General features: G+C 51.5%; 23 protein-coding genes, 1 tRNA gene and 3 pseudogenes. 14 read left to right on the top strand and 13 right to left on the bottom strand.

What is annotated here, in order from left to right; all coding sequences use genetic code 11:
• Positions 1–5 precede the first annotated feature (5 nt).
• The 3 genes from V7676_RS00790 (at position 6) to V7676_RS00800 (ending at position 3516) form a co-directional block, all read left to right on the top strand.
• The gene (locus tag V7676_RS00790; protein WP_335657757.1) at positions 6–902 is read left to right on the top strand and encodes a tyrosine recombinase; all 897 of its coding nucleotides are present in this window, start codon (positions 6–8) and stop codon (positions 900–902) included.
• 31 nt (positions 903–933) lie between these two features.
• Positions 934–1881, top strand: coding sequence for an acetyl-CoA carboxylase carboxyltransferase subunit alpha (locus V7676_RS00795; protein WP_335657758.1), 948 nt, complete (start codon positions 934–936; stop codon positions 1879–1881).
• A 123-nt stretch (positions 1882–2004) separates the two neighbouring features.
• On the top strand, positions 2005–3516 hold the full coding sequence (locus V7676_RS00800; protein ID WP_335657759.1) for a M48 family metalloprotease: 1512 nt from the start codon (positions 2005–2007) through the stop codon (positions 3514–3516).
• A gap of 82 nt (positions 3517–3598) precedes the next feature.
• On the opposite strand, the gene V7676_RS00805 is transcribed toward V7676_RS00800, so the two are convergent.
• Both V7676_RS00805 and V7676_RS00810 read right to left on the bottom strand, forming a co-directional pair.
• Positions 3599–3778: a Flp family type IVb pilin gene (locus tag V7676_RS00805; protein WP_335657760.1), complete on the bottom strand. Its 180-nt coding sequence runs from the start codon at positions 3776–3778 to the stop codon at positions 3599–3601.
• A gap of 114 nt (positions 3779–3892) precedes the next feature.
• Positions 3893–4063, bottom strand: coding sequence for a Flp family type IVb pilin (locus tag V7676_RS00810; protein ID WP_335657761.1), 171 nt, complete (start codon positions 4061–4063; stop codon positions 3893–3895).
• A gap of 95 nt (positions 4064–4158) precedes the next feature.
• Here V7676_RS00810 and V7676_RS00815 point away from each other — a divergent pair, with 95 nt between their 5' ends.
• Positions 4159–4569, top strand: a complete 411-nt coding sequence (locus tag V7676_RS00815) for a (deoxy)nucleoside triphosphate pyrophosphohydrolase (protein ID WP_335657762.1) — start codon at positions 4159–4161, stop codon at positions 4567–4569.
• Between the two features lie 7 nt (positions 4570–4576).
• Here V7676_RS00815 and V7676_RS00820 read toward each other — a convergent pair whose 3' ends face one another.
• Positions 4577–5443 carry a methyltransferase domain-containing protein gene (locus V7676_RS00820; protein ID WP_335657763.1) on the bottom strand — a complete coding sequence of 289 codons (867 nt, stop codon included), beginning with the start codon at positions 5441–5443 and terminating at the stop codon, positions 4577–4579.
• Positions 5444–5483: 40 nt separating this feature from the next.
• Here V7676_RS00820 and V7676_RS00825 point away from each other — a divergent pair, with 40 nt between their 5' ends.
• The 5 genes from V7676_RS00825 (at position 5484) to V7676_RS00845 (ending at position 8014) form a co-directional block, all read left to right on the top strand.
• Positions 5484–6224, top strand: coding sequence for a ComF family protein (locus V7676_RS00825; RefSeq protein WP_335657764.1), 741 nt, complete (start codon positions 5484–5486; stop codon positions 6222–6224).
• A 72-nt stretch (positions 6225–6296) separates the two neighbouring features.
• Entirely contained in the window at positions 6297–6554 is a 258-nt protein-coding gene (gene grxC / locus V7676_RS00830; RefSeq protein WP_335657765.1) for a glutaredoxin 3, read from the top strand.
• Positions 6555–7394: a carbon-nitrogen hydrolase family protein gene (locus tag V7676_RS00835; protein WP_335657766.1), complete on the top strand. Its 840-nt coding sequence runs from the start codon at positions 6555–6557 to the stop codon at positions 7392–7394. It abuts the gene before it with no gap.
• A complete protein-coding gene (locus V7676_RS00840) occupies positions 7391–7897 on the top strand; it encodes a DUF1178 family protein (RefSeq protein ID WP_335657767.1) in 507 nt (168 codons plus the stop codon). The genes V7676_RS00835 and V7676_RS00840 overlap by 4 nt, the downstream gene beginning before the upstream one ends.
• Before the next feature lie 40 nt (positions 7898–7937).
• A tRNA-Arg gene (locus V7676_RS00845) sits at positions 7938–8014 on the top strand.
• Between the two features lie 131 nt (positions 8015–8145).
• Here the strand turns inward: V7676_RS00845 and V7676_RS18810 are convergent.
• A pseudogene (locus V7676_RS18810) lies at positions 8146–8916 on the bottom strand (tyrosine-type recombinase/integrase); the annotation flags it as partial.
• A gap of 662 nt (positions 8917–9578) precedes the next feature.
• On the opposite strand from V7676_RS18810, the pseudogene V7676_RS00850 reads away from it, so the two are divergent.
• The 3 genes and pseudogenes from V7676_RS00850 to V7676_RS00860 form a co-directional block, all read left to right on the top strand.
• A pseudogene (locus V7676_RS00850) lies at positions 9579–10538 on the top strand (IS3 family transposase); the annotation flags it as partial.
• A gap of 193 nt (positions 10539–10731) precedes the next feature.
• Positions 10732–11790, top strand: a complete 1059-nt coding sequence (locus V7676_RS00855) for an IS110 family transposase (RefSeq protein ID WP_335657768.1) — start codon at positions 10732–10734, stop codon at positions 11788–11790.
• A gap of 16 nt (positions 11791–11806) precedes the next feature.
• Positions 11807–11992: pseudogene (locus V7676_RS00860) on the top strand (IS3 family transposase); the annotation flags it as partial.
• Positions 11993–12562: 570 nt separating this feature from the next.
• On the opposite strand, the gene V7676_RS00865 reads toward V7676_RS00860, so the two are convergent.
• From V7676_RS00865 to V7676_RS00885, 5 genes are all read right to left on the bottom strand, one after another.
• Positions 12563–13012 carry a hemerythrin domain-containing protein gene (locus V7676_RS00865; RefSeq protein WP_335657769.1) on the bottom strand — a complete coding sequence of 150 codons (450 nt, stop codon included), beginning with the start codon at positions 13010–13012 and terminating at the stop codon, positions 12563–12565.
• A 97-nt stretch (positions 13013–13109) separates the two neighbouring features.
• Positions 13110–13742 carry a DUF6969 family protein gene (locus V7676_RS00870; RefSeq protein ID WP_335657770.1) on the bottom strand — a complete coding sequence of 211 codons (633 nt, stop codon included), beginning with the start codon at positions 13740–13742 and terminating at the stop codon, positions 13110–13112.
• A gap of 11 nt (positions 13743–13753) precedes the next feature.
• Positions 13754–14038, bottom strand: coding sequence for a hypothetical protein (locus V7676_RS00875; protein WP_335657771.1), 285 nt, complete (start codon positions 14036–14038; stop codon positions 13754–13756).
• A gap of 191 nt (positions 14039–14229) precedes the next feature.
• Positions 14230–14643 carry a holin family protein gene (locus tag V7676_RS00880; RefSeq protein ID WP_335657772.1) on the bottom strand — a complete coding sequence of 138 codons (414 nt, stop codon included), beginning with the start codon at positions 14641–14643 and terminating at the stop codon, positions 14230–14232.
• Positions 14644–14780: 137 nt separating this feature from the next.
• Positions 14781–15320: a glycoside hydrolase family 108 protein gene (locus tag V7676_RS00885; RefSeq protein WP_335658874.1), complete on the bottom strand. Its 540-nt coding sequence runs from the start codon at positions 15318–15320 to the stop codon at positions 14781–14783.
• 182 nt (positions 15321–15502) lie between these two features.
• Here V7676_RS00885 and V7676_RS00890 point away from each other — a divergent pair, with 182 nt between their 5' ends.
• Positions 15503–16621: an acyl-CoA dehydrogenase family protein gene (locus V7676_RS00890; RefSeq protein WP_335657773.1), complete on the top strand. Its 1119-nt coding sequence runs from the start codon at positions 15503–15505 to the stop codon at positions 16619–16621.
• 140 nt (positions 16622–16761) lie between these two features.
• Complete coding sequence (locus V7676_RS00895) at positions 16762–17955, top strand: acyl-CoA dehydrogenase family protein (protein WP_335657774.1); 1194 nt, start codon at positions 16762–16764, stop codon at positions 17953–17955.
• A 22-nt stretch (positions 17956–17977) separates the two neighbouring features.
• On the opposite strand, the gene V7676_RS00900 is transcribed toward V7676_RS00895, so the two are convergent.
• Genes V7676_RS00900 through V7676_RS00915 form a run of 4 tightly spaced genes read right to left on the bottom strand, consistent with a single transcriptional unit; the run spans position 17978 to position 20533 of the window.
• Positions 17978–18979, bottom strand: coding sequence for an LLM class flavin-dependent oxidoreductase (locus tag V7676_RS00900; RefSeq protein WP_335657775.1), 1002 nt, complete (start codon positions 18977–18979; stop codon positions 17978–17980).
• 3 nt (positions 18980–18982) lie between these two features.
• Positions 18983–19720 carry a type II secretion system protein N gene (gene gspN / locus V7676_RS00905; RefSeq protein ID WP_335657776.1) on the bottom strand — a complete coding sequence of 246 codons (738 nt, stop codon included), beginning with the start codon at positions 19718–19720 and terminating at the stop codon, positions 18983–18985.
• A 34-nt stretch (positions 19721–19754) separates the two neighbouring features.
• Positions 19755–20243: a thioredoxin family protein gene (locus V7676_RS00910; RefSeq protein ID WP_335657777.1), complete on the bottom strand. Its 489-nt coding sequence runs from the start codon at positions 20241–20243 to the stop codon at positions 19755–19757.
• Positions 20240–20533 (bottom strand): putative quinol monooxygenase, encoded by a 294-nt coding sequence (locus tag V7676_RS00915; protein WP_335657778.1) that lies wholly within the window; start codon positions 20531–20533, stop codon positions 20240–20242. The genes V7676_RS00910 and V7676_RS00915 overlap by 4 nt, the downstream gene beginning before the upstream one ends.
• Between the last annotated feature and the right edge of the window lie 43 nt (positions 20534–20576).

Raw genomic sequence — 20576 nt, forward strand, 5'->3', positions numbered from 1 at the left:
TCACCATGAGCAATGATCCTGCCTATATTGATCGGTTTTTGGAGATGATGGCCGCTGAAAACGGTGCATCCCCAAACACGCTGTCTGCTTATCGTTCTGATCTGGAGCAAGCATCCGGTTTTGCGAAAGGCGCGTTGTCGGAGGCTGACCGTGGCGCGTTGGAAAATATTGCCCATGAATGGCGCGATCTGAAAAATAATAGTGTGTCTCGCAAATCCTCTTCTTTGCGCCGGTTTTTTGGCTTTTTGGTCGAAGAGGGATTTCGCGAAGATGATCCATCCGACGCTTTGCCGCGACCCGGCGGGCAGCGCAATTTACCAAAAATCCTCTCCCATGAAGAAATTGCCCGGCTTTTCCAAACGATCGAAGCCAAATTGAATTCGCCAACGGCAAAACCAAATGACGCAAGGTTATCCGCCTTGATTGAATTGCTTTACGGTTCCGGATTTAGGGCGAGCGAACTTGTTTCTTTGCCGCGAAAGTCAGTTATGATTGACCGTCCGTTCCTGATTGTGCGCGGAAAAGGCGGAAAAGAGCGGCTCGTTCCTATTTCGGACCGTGCGCGTGAGGCTGTCAACAGATGGGCAATATTTGTCGACGCTGATGAGAAATATCTGTTCCCGTCACGCACCGGACATTTGAGCCGAATTCGCTTATTTCAGATTATCAAAGATTTGGCCGCTAAATCCGACATTAATCCCTCGAAAATTAGTCCCCATGTCCTGCGCCATGCTTTTGCCACCCATTTACTGGAGGGCGGCGCTGATCTTAGGGCGTTGCAGACATTATTGGGCCATAGTGATATCAGCACGACGCAAATATACACACATGTCGACAGTGCCCGACTGGTTGAACTGGTGAATAATCGCCATCCGCTCCGTCAACATGATCTGACGCGTTGACGTTTTTGTCTAGCGGTTCTAACCGAATATTATGACATCCTTTCTTGATTTTGAAAAACCGATAGCAGCTCTGGAATCGCGTATTATAGAGCTTAGAGAAACGGCGGACGAAGGTTCGTTGGATATCGAAAGTGAAATTGCAAAATTGCAGGCTAAATCTGCAAAAATGCTGAGCGATACTTATGCCAAATTAACTCCGTGGCAAAAAACGCAGGTGGCGCGGCATCCAGAACGGCCGCACTTTAAGGATTTTGTTGCCGGGTTGTTCGATGAATTCATCCCGCTTTGTGGTGATCGTAATTTTGGCGATGACCGAGCTATTATCGGCGGCTTTGCTAAAAGAGGCGATATGCGAATGATCGTGATCGGCCATGAAAAGGGCGATGACACCGAAACCCGTCTGCGGCATAATTTTGGAATGGGAAAGCCTGAAGGTTATCGCAAAGCCATCAGGTTGATGGATATTGCCGACCGTTTTTCGTTACCAGTTCTAACCTTGGTCGATACCTCCGGTGCGTTTCCCGGAGTTTCTGCGGAAGAACGGGGACAGGCTGAGGCGATTGCCCGGTCTACTGAAAAATGTTTATCGCTTGGCGTGCCGATGGTGGCTGTTATTGTCGGTGAAGGCGGATCGGGCGGCGCGGTAGCACTGGCGGCCGCCGAACGCGTATTGATGTTGGAACATGCGGTTTATTCGGTTATTTCTCCCGAAGGCTGTGCATCTATATTATGGCGTACCGGGGATAAGGCTGATGTCGCGGCGGATGCGATGAAAATCACCGCGCAAAACCTGCACAACCTAGGCGTAATAGACCGTATTGTTGAGGAGCCAGTGGGCGGCGCGCATCGTGATCGCGCTCTGTGCATCGCGACATTGGGTAATGCCATTGTTGAAGAAATCGGTGCATTGCAGAAACTCGACCGCCAAGCATTACGTACCATGCGCCGAGAGAAGTTCCTAAAAATTGGAACGATTTAGCTACTTATCCGTTGCTTAAGATAATGGGAACCGGCTGAACTGGCCATAGGCTACGCTATTTTACAAGTGCTGCCCTTTCGCTGGATTGTTCTCTAATATAGACTGGCGCGTAAGGAGAGTTTGATGAGTATCATATCCAAGAAATTGCTATCTACTGTTGCATTGCTGTCATTGGCAGCATGCGGCGGGTCGGGAGCCGACGCTGGTGCAGTGGAATCTGCAGGCAGTAGTTCATCCGGACAACAAGGCGAAGTACGCACTATTTCGGCGGCGGACAAACGCTCGGGTGCAGAAGCGCATCCCCAATTATTACAGGAATTTGGCGGAGCCTATACTGGCCCCCAGAGTGCGTATGTCGTCCGTATTGGACAGGACATCGCGGTACAATCCGGTTTGGGAGATGCGCGCAGTGACTTTACCGTGACGCTGCTGAACAGTCCCGTGAACAATGCTTTCGCGATTCCCGGCGGCTACGTTTATCTGACGCGTCAATTAATGGCCTTGATGAATGACGAGGCCGAGATGGCCGGTGTTCTGGGCCATGAAGTAGGCCATGTCGCGGCGCGTCACGGAAAGAAACGGCAAAAAGCTGCTCAGCGCAATAGTATTTTGGGCGCCTTAGGCCAGATCGGCGCTGCCGTTCTTTTGGGCGATTCGGCACTCGGTAAGTTGGGGCAGGAAGTTTTCGGGACCGGCAGTCAATTATTGACGCTGAAATATTCACGGAAACAGGAATATGAAGCAGATGATCTTGGTATAAGATATCTCGCATCTGCTGGTTATGCTCCAGCAGCTTTGTCGACAATGCTCGAATCACTGGCGGCCCAATCTGCGATTGATGCGCGCGCAGCGGGGAGGGATGCACGAGGTGTACCGGAATGGGCAAGTACCCATCCCAATCCTTTGGAACGGGTATCTCGGGCTGCAAAAAATGCTGGAAAACTGGGAGTCGTCGGCGGAAAGCGTAATCGCGATGTGTTCCTGCAGAATCTTGATGGCGTCTTATATGGCGATGATCCGAAGCAAGGTGTGATCGAGGGGAATAGTTTCCTGCATCCGGACTTGAAGCTAAAATTTACGGTCCCAAGCGGTTTCGCGATGCAAAATGGTACGAGCGCGGTAACGATTAATGGTTCTGCTGGCCAAGGGCAATTTACTACCGGTCCTTATACCGGCAATATGACGACCTATATCGCATCTGCTTTCAAAGCTTTGTCGGGCGAGGGGGCGGATATTCCCTATGGAGATATTCAGCGCACTACCGTCAACGGCTTGCCTGTTGCTTATGCCACCGGGCGGGCAAAAAGTAGCAGCGGCGAAATTGATGTCACAATATTCGCATATGAATTTTCGAATAGCAGTGCCTTCCACTTCGCGACATTGGCGCCGGTGGGGAAGGCAAGCGTCTTTTCACCGATGTATCAAAGCATGAAGCGGCTAACATCCAGCGAGGTCGCTGCCATTAAACCGCGGAAAATTGATGTCGTGACAGTAAGAGTTGGCGATACAATAGATAGTATCGCGCAGAAAATGGCATATTCCAGCTATCAAAAGGATAGATTTCTGGTTCTGAACCGTCTGAGCGCGTCTGATGTGCTTCAATTGGGGCAGAAGGTAAAAATAGTCATCTACTGATTTTAGTTAGTCGCACCGCAAACAAAAAAGACGGCAGCCTTTTCAGGTTGCCGTCCTCTTTTAGCTTTAAAAAGCTCAACCGTTAACCGGCGTTGTTGCCTTTGGTCATTTCGGTGTCAACTTTGTTGAAGGTGTTCTTCAAGGTGTTACCCAATTGACCCATTGCAACGATAGCTGCAACAGCGATCAGAGCAGCAATCAAACCATATTCAATGGCGGTCGCGCCTTCTTCGTTCTTAAACATTTTACGTACTAGTTTCATGTCTGGTCTCCTATATTTGACAAACTTCACTTACCCAATCAAACCCAAGTTACGGGCTGATGTTATTCACATTAAATCAGAAAACTTTATAAATGTTTAATGCACTACGGCCGTTTATGAATTTTCGACGACTTCATCAGCAACGAAATTCCACATGTTTGCGTTTGACTTTGCTAGCCCGCTAATCGCCGCAAGTGCGGAAATAGCGATCAATGCTACAATCAAACCATATTCAACGGCCGTTGCCCCCTGTTCCGAGCGATATATTTTTTTAATTAGACTCACTATATCCCTCTCAACACATTTAAATGTTTACTAAGTTGCGAACGATCCATTTTTCACAGAAAGGGATTAACAAAACCCTTACATCGGAGGAAAAAGTGGAAAATAATCCGACATATTTATTCGTCGTAGCCGCTGCATTGATTGATCAGGATCAGAATATTCTGGTGCAAAAACGTCCCCACGGCAAGCCGATGGCAGGCCTATGGGAATTCCCTGGAGGTAAGGTTGAAGCTGGGGAAACGCCAGAATCGGCACTTGTACGAGAATTGGAAGAAGAACTAGGGGTGGTAGTCGAAATTGCCGCCTTGAGTCCCATTGCTTTTGCTAGCGAATCGCTTGGGGGCAAGCATCTGGTGCTGTTGCTATATACGTGCCGTGATTGGGCTGGTGAGGCTCAAAATTTGGAGTCAGCCGATATGAAATGGCTCCCTTTGGCGGAGTTGCAACATCTTGAAATGCCGCCAGCAGACGTGCCGCTGGTGTTACAATTAATGGCGGCCCTTTGAACCGCTGTTAATCTGCTGCGGGTTTGTTCAGAGCATCCTTCAGGGACATTTGACCGCTTCCGCGACGGGCAGCGACCGGTTGATCGGGATGGGGCGCCCAGCCGCATAAATATATCAGCTCAATCTGTTCTGTTGTCCTGCCGTCATCATCCGCTTTATTGTGAAAGCTCAGTTTTGTTTGCTGGTAAACATCTCGGGACAGCGGCTTGATTTGATCCTTCAACATATTGCCGCCACCGATATCCCTGATATCGCTCACTAGCTTGGCAAGACTTGTATAGCGTAGGCGTAGGCAATCGCTGTCTATTACCGGCAGTGCAAATCCGACGCGAGACATTAGGTCACCGGCAGTGCGAATATCTATTTGGGGGTGGATATGTGCCGATACACGGTCCCCTTCTGCTTGCATCAAGATTGATTTCAGCGTGGTGAGACTCTCCGCCCCGATGAACGAGGCCAGCAATAGTCCGTCTGGTTTCAATATGCGGCGGGCCAAAGCCAGTGCTCCTGGCAGATCATTCACGCTATCTAGTGTGTCGAGATTGATTATGAGATCGAAGCTATGATCGGCAAATGGCAGGCGATCCTCATCGCATTGAACACCGTTGAGTGAAGCCGCGACTTTGAAGCTCGCATCGGCAGCGACAGTATCAATGCCCAAATCATTTAGCACCGACCGAAGAAAATGCCCGGCCTGTCCAATCAACAGGCATTTTTTGAAATCCCGCTTCACCAACGATAGCCGATCCAATATTTCTTCAGCCATGATTTGCCCGATAAAATCCGTGCCTTGGGACCGATGATAAGCGCGGTCTCGAAAGCGGCGCCTTCGTTCGCGGTCAAATAATTCTATAGGGCCGTTTTTGCTGTTCATACCGTCTTGTGCCTGTCGTCGGAACGAGCGACAAGAGCAAATGGAGATTTTGTCTGCTCTGTTCAAACCTGTATTGGATTTCGCGCTTCCGCCGCGCTGTCCGATTTGCGGCGTCACGGTTGAGGCCGATCATCATTTCTGCCTGTCCTGCTGGCAAGACCTAGTGTTTTTGATCGAGCCATGGTGTGCTTCATGCGGAAAACCCTTTGCTTTTGCACAAGGCGAAGGCGCGCAATGCGTTACTTGTCTACAGAATCTTCCTGATCATGATGGTGTCAGGGCGGTTGTCGCTTATGATGATAAAAGCAGCTTGCTGGCTATGCGGTTAAAATATGGAACCCGACTGGGGTATGGGGAATTAATTGCACGTCAGTTGGAGCGCTTTTTGCACGAGGTTCCTGCCGACGCGCTGATCATTCCCGTACCACTTCACCGTTGGCGTTTGTGGTCGCGGGGCTTTAATCAATCGGTACTTATCGCCCGTGCGCTGTCAAAACGAAACGCTATTGCAATGGACACCGGAATATTGTCACGTAAAAGTGCAACTCCGCCGTTGCGGTTTATGTCCGCGAAACAGCGGCGGAAGTTGGTCAAAGATGCGTTTCTATTGTCAGGAGATGCTAGGTCAAAAATTGACGAAAGAACGATCATATTGGTCGACGATGTTTATACGACGGGAGCAACTACTAATGCTTGCGCCAGATTATTGAAAAAATCCGGCGCTGATCGGGTACTTGTTTTCTGTTGGGCGCGGGTGCTGATCGATTATGAACAAAGTTAAATGGTCGAGAGTTGAATTGCGAAGCCATTGGGTCCATCTGCAATGATGAAAGAAACATATTAGGAAGCTGCGATGGCAAAAGTTGAGATTTATACCAAATTTACATGCGGGTATTGCTTTCGGGCGAAGAAATTGTTGGAAAGCAAGGATGTCACCATAGAAGAGACCGATATCACCATGGGTGGAGCAAAACGCGAAGAAATGATCCAGCGGTCCGGCGGGCAGACAACTGTTCCTCAGATTTTTATCAATGATCAACATATTGGGGGCTCCGATGATCTTGCATCTTTGCAGGATGCGGGGAAACTGGACGCATTGCTGGCAGTCTAATTGGTGACGTGTATTGCCTTGGCGCAAATGTGCAGTGGGATTGATCCCGTCGCTAATGCACAAATGTTGCGAACCTATATTGATGAAGCAGCAGCTAAAGACGCGGATATAATTTTTACGCCGGAAATGACCGGGTTAATTGACCGCGACCGAAGCCGGGCGACCGCCAATATTCGCACAGAGCAGGAAGACCCTGTTTTGAACGAAGCTTGTGCGGCCGCAAAACATGGAAATATTTGGGTTGCCCTTGGTTCTTTGGCGATAAAGCCAGATGGTGAAGAAACAGGGAAATCAGTCAACCGGTCTTTTCTGATAGACCCATCGGGGGAAATTGCGGCGCGTTACGACAAGATCCATCTTTTTGATGTCGATCTGAGCACCGGGGAGACTTGGCGGGAATCTGCGGCCTATGAGAGTGGGTCAGAGGCGGTCACTGCAAAAGTGATGGGGGCTACGCTTGGTCTGTCGGTTTGCTATGATCTTCGATTTCCGTCACTTTACGCAGCACTGACAGGCGCTGGCGCCGATATCCTATCTGTACCAGCCGCTTTCACGGTGCCGACCGGAGAGGCACATTGGGAAATATTGCTTCGCGCCCGGGCCATCGAGGCTGGTGTTTTTGTCGTCGCGGCTGCGCAATCGGGCGTGCATGAGGATGGCCGCGCAACCTATGGTCATTCGATGCTAATTGATCCGTGGGGTCAAGTGCTGCTAGACATGGGGACGGATACTGGCGTAGCGACGTGCGACATTGATTTGCAAGATATAGCGAAGGTTCGGAGCCGAATTCCAGCAATTGCCAATCGCCGGGAATTTGCTTTGCCAAAGGTTTCTACATGATAGTATTTGATCTAATTTGCCGTGACGGCGGCCATAAATTTGAAGGCTGGTTCGGTTCCTCGGGAGATTTTGATTCACAAAAGGCAGCGGGTTTAATTGATTGCCCCAGTTGCGGCTGTAGCGCCGTAGATAAAGCTGTCATGGCACCCAATGTCGGCATCAAGGGCAATCAGCGCTCCAGCCGCTCATCGACTTCTATCGAGCCGTCAAAACCGCCGCTGCCGGTCGAGGGAGAACGTCCGATAACCAAGGCCGTTGCGGTTCCAGCGGAGTATCAGGAACTAGTCGCGAAACTCGCGAAGGCGCAAGCGAAGATGCTGGAGCAGTCAGAATGGGTCGGAAACGATTTTTCCGAGCGCGTCCGCGCAATTCATTATGGCGAAAAAGAAGCCGCTCCGATTCATGGCACAGCTTCGGCAGACGATGTGGCGGAGCTTGAAGACGAAGGTATCGATGTCATGCCGCTTCCGCTTCCCGTAATGCCGCCAGAGGCACAAAATTGACGCTGGTCTATATGGCAAGCAGTCGTTAAATGAAGCTGAGGCGCCCGTAGCTCAGTCGGATAGAGCATCAGATTCCTAATCTGGGGGCCACAGGTTCGAATCCTGTCGGGCGCACCATTATTTCCATTTAATCTTTCCTTTTCAAGTGGTTGGTGGGTTTTTTTGTCTAACTCTGTTGCAAGGTTCGCCAAAAGTTTCTTGCCCGCTGCATCGGAAAGCAGGATATTGCTAGCGCCTTTTGTATAGCGCGCAACTTCGCTGTCGGTCGTGTGTCCGGTCCAGCTTTTTATCTCGGCATTGGTTGCGCCTGATAGTGCCAGACGCCGTGCAGCGGCCTTGCGCAGTCCATGGGCGCTGCAATGGGGCAGGCTAGCTTGTCGGCAATATTTGCGCACTAAATTGCCCAAACTCTGGCTTGTGTAAGCCGTGCCCTTGCTGCTGATAATAAAGCAGAATTGCCCTGTTTTGCTCGCCAGAATCGTTTCTGCTAATGGAGCCAGCATCGGGATGGACATAAAGACTTTGCCCTTCCGCTTTTCCTGATAAAATTCGAGCCGTCCGTTCTGATAATGCCTTGGCCCTAGGGTGCGAACGTCACCTAATCTTTGCCCGGTAAATAGGAATATATTCAATATCAGGCGGGCTTGCGTGCCAATCGGGTGCCGCGCCTCATATTGCACTATTTCGTCCTCAGTCCAGCTGTGGTGGCCGTCGCCTTCAATCTCATAAGGTTTGATTGACGGCACCGGGTTGCGGTCTGCTAGTTCCATTTGCACTGCGAAGCGCATAAGCTGGCCTAGGCGCTTTCTAAGGTTGTTTGCAGACGTTTTGTGCGGCATCCGCTCTTGCATGGCCTTCTGGACGTCCTGCGGCCTTAAATCGCGCACGTAGGCCTTGCCATATTTGGCCCGCCATCTTTCTAGGTCATTGCGGTAAACGTATCGTGTCCGCGCTCGCAGCGCCTCAAATTCACTAGACGCATACCATTTGGCTATCAGGTCATCAAAGGTGCCCGCCATGTATCTATCTGCACCGGGCTTAATGGCGGGCGCTTCTATGCCATCCGTGCAGCGTTTATATTCTTCCAGAAATGCAGGGGTGCCGGGTGGATTTACAAATTCATGGCTTTTGAATCCGGTACGCCGGAAACGATAGCGCGCCTTGCCGTGTCGGTCGGCATATTCCCGTCGAAGGGGGTTGCTGCGGTCGCGCATAGTGCTCGAGATTAAATCGCTAAATTTCTCTAAAATATCGGGATTCATTGATTCGGCTGGATCAGCAAGCTTGCGTTCGAGAATTTCGATGTCAGCGGTTATAGCTCGTTTTTGAGCAGCAATCTGACCAAGTTCCTTTTTGATCTGAGGATCATCCGGTGACACAAGTTCATTCCGGACCAGCTTCATGACAGCGGCACTTTCGGCGTCAAGCTTGGTTTGACGTGTGCGGAGACCTTTGAGTTCCTTGCGATCAGTGGATTCACCCAACGCACTGCGATCAAGCCAAGCTTCGAGAAGCTTGGACAGGCGTTCAGGGGCCAGCACTTTTTCGATGACGCTTTCAACAACGAGGTCGTCAAGCTTATCTATTGGGGTCCATCGTCCCGGACAGATGCTTTTTGGACTTGTAACGGTTTTGCACCGGTCATTTGAGAGTATAACACTCATACAAGGAGACCGACGAGATGAAGAAGCATACAGAAGATTTCAAGCAGGAAGCGGTACGGATTGCGCTGACCAGCGGACTGTCGCGGCGGCGTGTCGCTGCCGATTTGAGTGTTGGGTTATCGACGCTGGGCAAGTGGGTATCGCAGTATCGACCTTCTGATCTGGTATCAGCACCGCAGGCAGATTTGGCCCGCGAGAATGAACGGCTGCGCCTTGAGAACCGTATCCTCAAGGAGGAGAGGGAGATTCTAAAAAGGCTACACAGTTCTTCGCGAGCCGGCGGTCGTGAAGTTTGTGTTTGTGCATGACCATCGCGACATTTGGCCGGTCGATATGCTGTGTCGTGTAATGCAGGTATCGACACGCGGCTATCGTTCCTGGCGATCACGGCCGATGAGTTTGCGGGCTCGTAGCGACATGAAGGTGCTGGCGCACATTCGCGAACAATATGGACTCAGCCTTGGCAGCTATGGACGCCCTCGCATGACAATGGAGCTTAAAGAGGCGGGGCTCGAAGTTGGCGAGCGCCGTGTTGGCCGGCTGATGCGGATAAACGGGATCAGACCGGTTCGCACCCGCAAGCATAAGGTTACCACCAACAGCAACCACTGTCTGGGCATTGCGCCGAACCTGCTGGATGGTAACTTCATTGCCAGTGCGCCTAACAGCAAATGGGCTGGTGATATCAGTTATGTGTGGACTGCAGAGGGGTGGCTCTATCTTGCCGCCATTCTTGATCTGCATAGCCGCCGCGTTGTGGGCTGGGCGGTCAGTGATCGGATGAAGACCCGAAGGGCGGCGTAGCCAACGATCTGGCGATCAGCGCATTGGATATGGCCGCAAACCTTTGGAAACCCTCATAATTCTGTATCTTCCACTCAGATCGTGGCAGCCAATATTGTTCCTATGATTATCAAAAGAAGCTGCAGGCCTACGGCCTGCGTCCATCGATGAGCGGCAAAGGCAATTGCTACGACTGTGATTATGTTACTGCGGTTTGATGGTCTGACCCATGCTACGATTGACCTCGTGTCATCGCGTTGACGTGTCGACCATCAAGCCGCCCTGGCAACGGGCGAGATGTGACTTTATAGGAGCCTGACGGGTTCGTCCCTTCACAGTCCTGTCCTCTCTAAACGATGCCCGGGCATCGTTTAGAGAGGACAGGACATGACCGATATCAACATCAGTGGCGTCATTATCGGCGTTGATACCCATAAATCAACCCATGTTGCCGTGGCCATTGATTTACATGGTGTTAAGCTTGGCACCTATTCCGCCCCAGTAAATACCAAAGGCTATAGCGCCCTTGAAGGATGGGCATCATCGATAGGCATGGTCGAGGCCTTTGGAATAGAGGGAACCGGTTCATACGGCGCCGGCCTATCGCGGTATCTTCACGCACGGAATTATCGTGTAATAGAAGTGACACGGCCCAATCGGCAGTTGCGTTATCAGCATGGAAAAAGCGACAGCCTTGACGCCGAGGGCGCTGCACGGTCCGTTCTCAGCGGCCAAGCCATTGCCGAGCCAAAAACCCAGAACGGCTCGGCTGAGATGATCCGTCATCTCAAGATCGCGCGCGACACTGCCGTAAAAAGCAGGTCGCAGGCAATGATAACCCTCAAAACGTTGATCATCAACGCACCGGCGACTTTACGCGATAGTCTTGATCAAATTAAGGGTAAAGTGGTGCTGATCCGCCATATTGCGGCTTTCCGGCCCGGCCCCATATCATCGACAACAGCATCGGCTAAATCGGCGATGCAAGCGCTGGCTCGGCGCTGGTTGATGCTGCACGAGGAAATACAGGTGCATGATCGACAGTTGAAAATGCTGGTAGAAGCAGCAGCGCCTCAGTTGCTTGAATCGCACGGGATCGCAACAATGACTGTCGCGGAGATACTTATCCTCGTTGGTGATGAACCTAGCCGAATCCGCTCAGAGGCCGCTTTAGCCAAGCTCTGCGGTGTCTGCCCTATTCCGGCATCAAGTGGCAAAACCAATCGGTTCAGACTTAATCGTGGCGGCAATCGACAGGCTAATGCTGCCCTTTACCGTGTCGCCATCGTCAGAATGAGAAATCACCCGCCAACGCTTGCCTATGTCAGCAAACGTATCAAGGAAGGAAAGAGCAAAAGCGAGATCATACGATGTCTCAAACGCTACATTGTCCAGGAAATATTTGCCAAATTGTGCAAGCAGAAAAACCCAGTTTCCACCTCTTGACAAATATAAGAGCTTCAATGCTTCGGTTGAGACGTTCTTCAAAAGCCTGAAGGCCGAGCTAATCTGGCGGCATAAATGGCAAGCCAGACGCGAAACAGAGGTAGCCATCTTCCAATACATCAACGGCTTCTACAACAGCCGTCGTCGGCACTCATATCTGGGTGGCATCAGCCCGCTGGCGTTCGAAGCAAAGGTGGCTTAATGAAGTTAAGTGACCGGCGCAAAACCGATACAAGTCCATTGTGTGGAAGACAAATAAATCATCATCCTAGAGGCCCATACCGATCCTGGCTTTCTCCCAGTGCCTGCGTAGCATGTTGGCAGCGGGCATTTCTCCGCAAGCTAACTCAGTCGCCAGTTGAACCGTACCTTTGGTTCTGGGACTGTCGGCCTTAGTCTTCCAGAGGTGGAGCCGGTTTCGCTAACCCAATTACGGTTGGGTACATCAGCGCCGAAGTTACCATCCAGCACATTAGCTACGATCCCTAGGCTATGGTTGCTTTTGGTCGTAACCTTATGCTTGTAGATGTGAAAATTCCTGCAGAAAATAACCTCAAAACCAAATAAAAAAGGGCGGAATTGGGAAACTCGGTCCTTTTCTATTATTGATAATATAGCCTAGGGAAGTTCTTCGTAGGAAAGAAATTTCTTCAGGTTTATCGGCAGAGGAGTTTATTCGATGCCGATATTTCGGGTAAATCCGGTATAAATGAAGGAGCACTGCAAGAGCCGCAGTCCTTCTACATATCCGACGTTTACAACGGACAGCGCGTCAGGCGACTTCCTGTTTTTCCTCTGGTTTACGGTCATCAAATATTATGGTGAGTTCTTTCGCCCGCTCTTTGCTCAATACCTTCTTCGCGGCGGCGAAAATCTCATCTTCTTCTTCTTCCATATGGTGTTCCAGCTTGTGCTTCAGCGTCTTGAAACGAGTTAGCCAGCCGGTATCGTCAAATTCCTTGTCGACCAATTCTTCGAAAATATCTTCTGCTTCCTTATGCTCGGCGACGGAATGGCGGCCTTTATCCTGTAACTCGGGCACTGCAAGCATTTCAGCATATAGCGACTGTTCTTCGGCGTTGGCATGGGCGGAAACATCTATGCGCAACTGCTCGAACGAATCTCTGCGTTCCTTGGTATCGCCGCTCGTGTCGGCTACGTGATCCAGCATTTTCCGGTGTTTGTCGTGGTCTTGTTTCAAGCGGGAAAAAATGTCGGTCATAGAATCTCCATAGGTGAATGGGTTTCCTGCACAACGCGCGGTGAACTATTTGGTTGCATATCCCAGAATTTGAATGGTAATTTTAGGGGATGGCCCCTTAAAGATCAAAGTCGATCCGGGACATGATTTCAACGGTTTTATCAGAAAATACCGCGTCATCCAATTCGGCTTTTTTTTCAGCCAGCAATTTATCGCGCTGTTTCAGCATATCGATAATCGGGTCGTGGAAAACCTCTACTGCGGCGGTGAGCCAGTCATTGACGAGAGGGTCGCCTGGCGCATTTTTCATGGAAAAATGCTTGAGCCGTGATGCGATGGCATCGGCGGGCATAAAATATTCGTAGGTGACCCAATAGTTGGTCGTGAACCAGCTGAGCGGCATGCCATCAATGCCAAAGCTAAGGGCGCCAAAATGGACGACGCCTTGGGTGGCTTTGCCATTAGGCAGCTTTTTGGGAGGTTCGTGAAGGGCGTTTATGCCTTTGAACAATTCCAGCGGCAGGAACATATGAAAATGGCCATGCTCGCCTTCCTCGCGTTCCTGGGGTTTGTGCGCATGGTAAAACCAGCGAGACTTGTTGCCGGGTGCAACACAGTCGCCCTTCGGATAATGCTGATATTGAACGAAAGGGGCGTCTGCCGGTACCACTCTGGGTACTAGCGAGACGCCCTCTTTAGCTATTTGGCCCGTAAGCTCAAACAGCCTTTCTAATGCATTTTGCAATGCCAAATAAGCTAAGCTTACTCGGTAACTGCGTCTGTAGCAGCTGCAGCGGCATCGCCGGTAGCTTCTGCGGCATCACCAACAGCTTCAGCAGCAGCACAGCCAGCTTCAGCAGCAGCACAACCAGCTTCTTCAGCGGCACAGCCAGCTTCAGCAGCAGCATCGTCAGCTACTTCAGCAGCACATTCAGCTACTGCAGCAGCGTCGTCAGCTTTTTCAGCACATGCAGAAAGAGCAGGTACTGCGAGCGCAAGGCCACCGACTACAGCGAGCATTTTGCGGAAACTTGTTTCGTTAGACATTAAATATCCCCTTTGGAATGAACTAGACTTTTCCCTCTATCTGCAAAGGGGCCGTTATGGCAAGACTATTTATCTTATATTCATAAAAAACCGCCTATAACGCCGCTGTTTTTACGATAAAAATGGTTAAAGCATTCGGAAAAGTGGTGAAGGATCCCGTTTCGGTGTTTTAATCGTGGCTGATTTGCGCGCTATTTATCGCCATTGCGGCTTTTTCCCCACTGGCGTGCGACCGTGTAGCCAAGATATCCCGTGCCAAATAACGCATATAGGGGTTCTGGAATGCCGGCGAGATAAGCGTTCATCCCGCTGGCGATATTCAGAGCGACTTGCGGCCGGACGGCGGCAATCAGGCCCATGGGTATCGACCATAAGAGCAGTAAGTACATGACATAAAGAAAGCTGGGCCGCGCGCGGCTAGTCCATGGATCAACCGATTGGGTTTCGGCCAAAATGGCTGACATCTGGATACGGACTTGATCCAGTTCCTGACCATTTTCCAGTTTTAACAATTCCAGTTTCGCCTGCTCGCGGGCTTGTTTGTCCGGAATAATCTTGTCGATGATTTTTGAAATCGGATCGATAAGGGAAGAGAGTGGGGACATAATATCGGTCTTTCTACGGGAATATTGGTTGATTGGGTGGGGTAAACTTCGCATTCTTCACACCAAGGAACTTTAAATTTCCGGCATAATTGTCGCTGGCGGGTTTGGTGCAATCGGGAAAGCTGCCTAAAGCTGTTTCAGCTGATGCGATTTGCGAGCCAGCCGTACAGAAAGGCTTCATTGGCAGGGCGCTGTTCGGCAAGTTTTATATAGCGTTCGCCTTGCAAGGCTTCGACGGCTTTTAGCAGCACCGTTTCGCCGCTTTTGCCGCGCTTTGTCAGAATCTGTTTAAGGGCGCCGACAGTTGCCGGCCCGATCTTGCGGTCTACTTTAATGTCAGAAAAATCCTGACCATTGCGATTCAGCGCGTTAAGGGCCCGTTGCAAAAAGCCGATTGCAACAGGCGATCCCATATTGATGCCGGTATCGAATAATTCTTCAGCCAATCGCGGTGCATGCTCGTTAATCTTGTCAAAGCCGGGGTGCTGCCAATAGTTGCGCTTATATATGGCGACCGCCTGGTGATGCGGAAAATGACGCATTTCACCGGCATAGCCATTGCTGCGCGCCACTGCCTCGGTGATGCCCCAGCGGGTGGGCCCACCGCGATCCGCCGGATGGTTGGAATAATTGCCTTCGATCGCGATTACATTGTCGATTAGCTGTTCAATAGTCATCATCATTACCTTTGATGGGAAGCAGGGGAGATAATGAAGTAACCTATTTGGTTATATGTAGGAAAGCGCTGAATGCTCGATATGGAATTTAATTGACTGATTAACTTTCATGGGGCCTATTCTCTCCATGGTTTGGTGATCCGATTCGCTGTTATAAAAATAAAAATTTAGGAGCTGGTAGATTGAACTTTGATTTTTCTGATGATCAGAAATTCCTGCGCGATGAAGCGCGCAAATTTCTTGAGGCCCAGTGTACCAGCGCGCATGTTCGTGCGGTCCTTGATGACGATGCGATGAGTCATAATGACGAGGTCTGGCAGAAAATTATCGACATGGGCTGGCTAGGCGCTGCGATTCCAGAGGAATTTGGCGGGCTAGGCCTTGGCATGTTGGAACTTTGTGTCATTGCAGAGGAATTGGGCAGGGTGCTCGCACCTGTGCCTTTCGGCTCCTCGGCCTATTTTTTTGCAGAAGCGATCAAGCTGGCGGGAACCGAGGAACAGAAAGCCGAATGGCTGCCTAAAGTGGCCGATGGCAGCATTGTCGGATGTTTGGCGACCACCGAAGGCCCCGGTGCGCTGTCCGCTTCTTCTGTTCAGACGACTGCCAAGGATAGCACTCTGTCGGGCACTAAAGTGCCGGTTACCGATGGAGATATTGCAACCCATGCCGCCGTACTTGCAAAAGAGGTTAGCGGTGCGGGCCTTTATATAGTGGCGCTAGATCAGGATGGGGTTTCGCGCAAATCCCTGAAGACCATTGAGCCTACCCGCAGCCATGCCGAGATTATTTTCACCGGCGCATCGGCGGTTAGATTGGGTAATGATAGTGGCAATGGCATGGCTGTGCTCGACAAGGTCATGGACCGCGGGGCGGTGTTGCTGGCTTTCGAACAACTCGGCGGCGCGTCGCGCTGTCTGGAAATGGCCATTGCATATGCGAAGGAACGCCATGCTTTTGGTCGACCCATTGGTGGTAATCAGGCGATCAAGCATAAGCTGGCCGATATATATGTGAAAAATGAAGTGGCGCGTTCAAATGCTTATTACGGGGCATGGGCGCTATCAACCGACGCGGCGGAATTGCCGCAAGCGGCAGCGGCGGCGCGGGTCGCTGCATCGGAAGCCTTCTGGTTTGCGAGCAAGGAAAATATTCAAACCCATGGCGGCATGGGCTTTACGTGGGAGGTGGACTGCCACCTCTATTATCGCCGCGCGAAATTGCTGGCGGTGCAGGCAGGCAGTCCGGCGGTTTGGAAAGAGAAGCTTGTTTGCGCGCTGGAAGCCAAAAACGCGGCTTAACCGGGAAAATACTCGTCATCCTGAACTTGTTTCAGGATCTAGGCGGGTTTGGCGCTCCTTCGAGGAGATCCTGAAACAAGTTCAGGATGACGTTCGGGGATGACGCTTTAGGAAGAAGTTTTAGAAAAAGGGCCACAGCAATGGATTTTAACGACTCACCCGAAGAAGCGGAATTTCGCACAGAAGCCAACGCTTTCCTGAGCCAGCATCTGGAACCCAAAAAGGCGCAGGGATTGCGGTCCGGCGATCGTGCCGATTTTCTGAAGCGCGCCAAACAGTGGCAGAAGGTGAAAGCTGAAAACCGCTTCGCCCAAATAACATGGCCGGAGGAAATGGGCGGGCGCGGCGGCTCTACCATGCAGCAGGTCATATGGAATCAGGAAGAAGGCAAATTTGATGCGCCGACCGCCCCCTTTGCCATTGGGCTGGGCATGTGCGTGCCGACCGTCATTGCTTTCGGGTCTGACGCGCATAAAAAACGTTATGTACAAAAAGCGCTGTTCGGTGAGGAAATATGGTGCCAGCTTTTCTCTGAACCCGCTGCGGGGTCCGATGTCGCGGGCCTGAAAACCAAAGCGGTCAAAGACGGCGATGATTGGGTGATTAATGGCCAGAAAGTCTGGACATCCGGTGCCCATTATTCGGACTATGGCATCGTGCTGGTCCGCACTGATCCCGATGTGCCCAAGCATAAGGGCCTGACCATGTTCATCGTCGACATGAAGCAAGAAGGCGTCGATGTCCGCCCGATCCATCAGGCTTCGGGGGGCAGTGAGTTTAACGAGGTTTATTTTACCGATGTGCGAATTCCCGACAGCGACCGGCTGGGTGAACCCGGCATGGGCTGGAAAGTGGCGCTCGTCACGCTGATGAACGAACGGCTGGCGGTGGGCGGTTCTCCCGGACCGGACTGGGCGGAGATTATGGATTATGCGCGTTCGTCCGGTTCGATGAGCGATGCTGCATTTCGCACGAAGCTGGCGGATTGGTATGTCGCGGCGCAGGGATATAAGCTGACCAAATTCCGTACCCAGACAGCCTTGTCAAAAGGTGAGACACCGGGACCGGAAAATTCCATCGGTAAGGTTATCTCTGCCAATCATCTGCAGGATATTTGCAACAGCGCGATCGAGATGCAGGACCATTACGGTATTATTTCCGACAAGGACCACGCCCCGGCAGATGCGATTTTTCAGGAAAGCTTTTTATGGGCGCCCGGTCTTCGTATTGCCGGCGGCACGGATGAGATCCTGAAAAATATTATTGCCGAACGGGTGCTTGGCCTTCCGCAGGATGTGCGGGTGGACAAGGATAAGCCATTTTCCGCATTTTAGGTCAGTATTTTACGCCCACGTTTCAAGCAGCAATCAAGTCCCGGACTTCGGCGGCAAGGCTATAGGATTTGTCACGCGCGACCTGATCAAAGATTGATCCGGTGATGATCAGTTCGTCCGCCTGTGTGCGGTCGAGAAATGCGCGCACGCTGCTGAGCACGGTATCGGGGGATCCGATGGCGCTGGCTTGCATGGTTTTGGCCAGCATGGATTGCGCTTGCGGCGGTAGGTTCTCACGATAGCCTTTGACTGGCGGCGCCAATTTCCCCGGAGTGCCGGTCCGAAGAGCCACGAAACTTTGCATCATGGATGTCGCGAGATATTCCGCTTCGTCATCGCTGTCGGCGGCAAATATGTTAAAGCCGCACATGGCGTACGGCTCTGACAATTGGGCCGAGGGTTTAAAATCGCGGCGGTAAATCGCCAGCGCTTCATCCAGGGCTTGCGGAGCGAAATGCGAGGCAAAGGCATAGGGCAGACCCAAGGCTGCGGCGAGCTGCGCACCGAACAGGCTGCTACCCAATATATAGAGCGGAATTTTTGTGCCCGCGCCGGGTGTCGCCAGAATGCCCAGACGTTCGTCACCTTCCAGAAATGCTTGCAGTTCGAGAACATCGCGCGGAAATTCGTTCGCGTCGGTATTGAGGTTACGCCGCAGGGCCTGAGCCACCCGTTGATCCGATCCCGGTGCGCGGCCAAGTCCCAAGTCTATACGTCCTGGGAAAAGCGCTTCCAATGTTCCGAATTGCTCGGCAATCATCATCGGTGCATGATTGGGCAGCATGATCCCGCCAGCACCAATACGAATGGTTTTTGTGCCGCCGCCGATATGGGCGAGCGCAACCGATGTGGCCGCGCTGGCAATTCCGACCATGCCATGATGTTCGGCCATCCAGAACCGTTCAAAGCCCAAGGCTTCGCCATGTTGCGCGAGCGCGAGCGAACGGTCAAGCGCGTTTCGGACGTCCGCGCCCTGCAGTACTGGCGACAGATCAAGAATGGAAAATTTCACAGCTTTACTCATATACTACCTCTTTTGACCCAGCTGTCCCGCCACTTTAATGGCGTAGCCGCTGGGCACTTTTTGAAAACCTAATGTTGGTAACAGCAATGTCCACGCCCGTTCACTTCCGTTCAGGAACAGCCGCGCGGTGTAAAAACCATTGCCTTCCAGTTTCATCGTCAGCTCTTCCATGCCGGACCCACTGTTTAGTGGCAGCACAAGCACGCCGTCTTCGCATACCGCATTACCGAGCAAGCCCTGTTTCAAATCCAGCCCCGGAATATTGGCATCCAGCGATAGCCGAACTTTCCCGCTAGCAGACTGACAGCGCCCACCACCGAAGGCGACGCTGACATCATCCAATTGGATATTGGAAGCGGGAAGCGGGGCCAGTTGCTGGCCAACGCTCAATGTCGTGGTTGCATTTTCGACAATCAGGCTATTGCCTTGTTTGCCAATGGTCGCCGTCAGGCCGGTATCTCCTGCAACAGCTGGTCGCTCCAGATCCATCTTCACTTTGCCGGTAAGCAAGGGAAAAAGATGCACGGCTGCGTCCAGATCACCGAGGGCAAAAGGCCCAAGCTGTGCCTGTTCGATGCGTCCGTTCCAAATGCTGCCACTGATCTCCCGCGCAGAAAATTTGGAATTTTCCAACCCAGCCATGCTGACTGCCAGCTTGAGCGGCATGAGGGTGAGTGCCAAAATTATCAGCCCAAGGGCAATTAAAATATAGATCAAAGCGCGCGGCACCTGCTTTCTCATTTTATTTTTGGCCCATTTAGTGTCTGATCTATGGCTATAGTTCAGGTGTGAATTGATCGAAGTAGACGAAGATATCCTCTTCGTCACGGCTTGCGGCGTTACGCCAACTAGGCGCGGAAGCAGGGTTTAGCAATGTGCCTTGCGGATCAAGTACCAAAACCGTTGGCGTGCCGGTAATCGCCTCAATTCCAAAACGCTGCGCAATATCAATATTGCGATCCCGGTGGCCGACATCGACATAGACGGTCTCATATTTGGACGAGAGCATGTCCGCAAAACGCGGCTGGGAAAACCATCCAGCCAGCCCGCGGCTGTCGTGGCACCAGTTTGCGCCCATGACCAGCAACACGCGCTTATTGGTCGCGGCGGCCCGTGCCAAAGCGATATCGAGATCTTCGGAGGCTTTGGATGATTTCTTAAAGGGCTTGGCCTCGGGATGTTCGGCCTGCAAATTGTCACCGCTTACGGTTGCAAAAGACGGCACAGCGAGCAACACCCCCAAGGCAAAGATAAAATATTTCATCTAAGCTTTGCCATAGTGTCAAAGCGCAACGGCTGGGCCAGCCAATGGTCATAATTTTCCATCACCGCTTTGGTATAGGGCTTGGCATGATGCTGCTTCAAAGCATCCTCGTCCTGCCATTCTTCGAACAGGAAAATATCGCCTTGATCCGTATCGGCCAAGACAATGAACTGGATGCAGCCCGGCTCTGCGCGGGTGATGTCCACAATATCTAAAATAGCGTCCTGCGCATCGGTATAAAATTCTGGTTTGGGAGAGATTTTGGCGAAACCGAAAAGTGTTTTTGTCATAAATTCCAGACTTCCTGTCCGACTTGGTAGTCGCATTCGTCAT

The organism is Parasphingorhabdus sp. (assembly GCF_036963805.1).
GTDB lineage: Bacteria > Pseudomonadota > Alphaproteobacteria > Sphingomonadales > Sphingomonadaceae > Parasphingorhabdus.